The sequence below is a fragment of the Phormidium pseudopriestleyi FRX01 genome (assembly GCF_017313335.1).
In the GTDB taxonomy this organism is placed as follows: Bacteria; Cyanobacteriota; Cyanobacteriia; order Cyanobacteriales; family Laspinemataceae; genus Laspinema; species Laspinema pseudopriestleyi.
In genome coordinates this window covers 1-2,501 of sequence record NZ_JAFLQW010000131.1, presented here as the reverse complement: position 1 = coordinate 2,501, position 2,501 = coordinate 1, and the positions used below count along the sequence as shown (strand labels likewise).

5 protein-coding genes are annotated in these 2,501 nt (G+C 44.2%); all 5 read right to left on the bottom strand.

What is annotated here, in order from left to right:
- Positions 1–28 precede the first annotated feature (28 nt).
- The gene (locus J0895_RS05030) at positions 29–610 is read right to left on the bottom strand and encodes a CHAT domain-containing protein (protein ID WP_277989784.1); all 582 of its coding nucleotides are present in this window, start codon (positions 608–610) and stop codon (positions 29–31) included.
- A gap of 385 nt (positions 611–995) precedes the next feature.
- Positions 996–1,895, bottom strand: coding sequence for a hypothetical protein (locus J0895_RS05025; protein WP_207087024.1), 900 nt, complete (start codon positions 1,893–1,895; stop codon positions 996–998).
- A gap of 82 nt (positions 1,896–1,977) precedes the next feature.
- The gene (locus J0895_RS26915; RefSeq protein ID WP_207087025.1) at positions 1,978–2,121 is read right to left on the bottom strand and encodes an RRXRR domain-containing protein; all 144 of its coding nucleotides are present in this window, start codon (positions 2,119–2,121) and stop codon (positions 1,978–1,980) included.
- Positions 2,106–2,207, bottom strand: coding sequence for an RRXRR domain-containing protein (locus J0895_RS26910; protein ID WP_422894313.1), 102 nt, complete (start codon positions 2,205–2,207; stop codon positions 2,106–2,108). Before J0895_RS26910 ends, J0895_RS26915 begins: the two co-directional genes overlap by 16 nt.
- Complete coding sequence (locus tag J0895_RS26685) at positions 2,182–2,484, bottom strand: RRXRR domain-containing protein (RefSeq protein WP_207087023.1); 303 nt, start codon at positions 2,482–2,484, stop codon at positions 2,182–2,184. Before J0895_RS26685 ends, J0895_RS26910 begins: the two co-directional genes overlap by 26 nt.
- Between the last annotated feature and the right edge of the window lie 17 nt (positions 2,485–2,501).

The window sequence follows — 2,501 nt, the reverse complement described above, 5'->3', positions numbered from 1 at the left end:
GGGAAATAAAAGCACCTAGAGGTTGCATTCATCTGGGAGTCCCAAATAGCGCAAAAGAAGCCCAATGTAGGGGTTCAGAATATTCCCCTTTCGCTTCCAGCATCGCCTTCTGTAGCGCCTCGGATGCAATCATTCCCGTTTGCAAATGCTTCATAAATGCTTGCATCAAATAGTTCGTGGCTTCGTCATCTACTCTCCATAAACTCATCACCACCCTGGGAACTCCAGCTATTTGAAATGCCCTCGATAACCCAATAATTCCCGCATCGTGAGCCTGCCCCAATCCAGTTTGACAAGCACTTAATACGGCCAAATTTGCTTTAAGTCTGGCACTTTGAATTTCCTTCGCAGTCCACCAGCCTTGCTCAAAGGTTTCTGCCGATCGCATCAGGAAACTCTTTTCTAATGGGTCTTCACGACTGGCTATTCCGTGGGCTGCAAAATATAATAAACTAGCCTCTTCTACTTTCGATAAAATTTGGTCCTTGGTCGCAAATTTGCCAATTAAAGGCTCTAGATTCAGCATTCCAGCAACGGTTTCAGATTCCTCCTCTGCCCCGAATAATTCAGTGAGAAACCACGTCTCATTTTTGGGGAGGTAAGGATTCAGGGCTATTTCATTCTAAACAACTCCTTAATTATAGCGGTTCGGTGGACTCATGAGGTACAGATATTTAGAGGAGTGCCGCACGTCTTTCGCCTGGGCTCAGGCTTTGTATCTTGACAAGCTATTATCAAGAGCTTTTCAAGATGTCAGTGCGTTCCGCACAGGCTGTGCCAACGCACTCCGAAGATATACACGAATAACGGTGGTAACCGCTATATTTTCGGGGTAATCTTACAAAAAAAGCCGAGTTTGGGGGTAATAGTATCATCATTTCCCCCCAAACTCGGTCTTCAATTTAGCTGTCTTTGTCGTCAGCCGAGCACCATACAGGTACTCCTTTTGGTGTCGGGATGGATAGACGGGTTGTTGGAGGCACGGAAACAGCCAATTAATTGATGACTTCACAGATACCTCCTCTTCTCAAAAGGGGTTGGACTTTGCGCACATTGACTACTTTGTTTTTTACTCCAGGGTAGTTTTTCAACTTTACACCTGTTCCTAAATTCTGCATTCCAATGACCTGATAGATATTTCCTTCAAATCGAACTAGGTCAGACGGGGAGTAAGGATATTTCTTGCGCTTAATTCGACGTTGACCCATACTTGTTTTTTGCCCCCGATAAGCCCGTAAGTTCTCACCCGATAAGTTTTTGTTTCGCTTTCTGCGACCTGATGATAACCCCGAACCTGACTTAATGCTGCCATCACGATTGTCAATGTACTTGGCATCGTAAAACTGTTCCATTGACCGCTTATTACGTCTAACTTGCTCTATCCGTAAAGGCGTAGAACGGGTTTGATGGACTCCCCCTGCTATAACAAAAGCATCATTATGGTGAGATTTTGGAAGTTCCAACAAATCCCTTTTGTATTGGGTGTTGTAACCAAAAGTCTCTGTTGCTCCTGTCAAATAAATCAGTCTCCGGTAGAGGGTAGACATGAAAGTTTCTGGCTTAAACGATTTAACTTTCGGCTGACAACCGTGGAGAAATTTTCCTTTTTTATGATTAGATGGCGTATGACATTTGACGCACAGAGTTAGCAGATTTCCTGGCTTATTGCTCCGGTCAGGTGGATTCTGCCCTAAGCCAAGGTGATGAACTTGCAGGACAGTATGAGTATCCTTATTCTTGCAGCTTGGATTAGCACATTTGTAATGATCACGATGCCGAATATAGGCAGTTAAATTGGAATAGCCAAGCTGCTCACCCTCTTGATAGCCAGTTCCTTGAATATCGGGATTGTTGATTTTTTGAATGTCAAACTTGGCGACTTCAGGGAACTCCAAAAAATAAAATCCTCAAAACCCACACATGAGCATGGTGGGGCTACACGGACGAAGCCTGCCAAAGCCGGCTGAAGATAGGTCTTTAATTCCTAAATTTGGATAATTTATTTTTTGGAATCCCCTCAATAACCAGACTTGTCACTGGTAGTCGAGTCTTGATTCTCTCAATAACTGCCAGATGAGCGTCGAATTTATGCTGAATTGATGGTGCTAACCAACAGAACAGGGTGACTTCCTTCGGTTGTTAAACCTGGGCGCACGGTGGCGAAGGCGATTTCTTCTTGTTCTACGGTACTTTCTCCGTTCGGTGATTCTCTGTTGTTACGCCTTTGAGCATACTGAGTTCCCCACCTAACACTTCCTCACTTTTCGTTACAGCACTGAAACCAATGTTTTCATAGCCAGAATCTATGCCGAGGGTGACAGGCTGAGTGTAACCCCTAGTTCCATAAAGTAGTTGAATCTTGAAAGGATTGTAGTCTACAATTTTGGCTCTACCTTCCTTGATTAATATCCTCGCTTTTCGGGGGGTGGTCGGCATTAAGGCTCGACCGAGTTGATTGATGACGCCAACTTTGGGTTGATTCATGTAATTAAACTAGATAG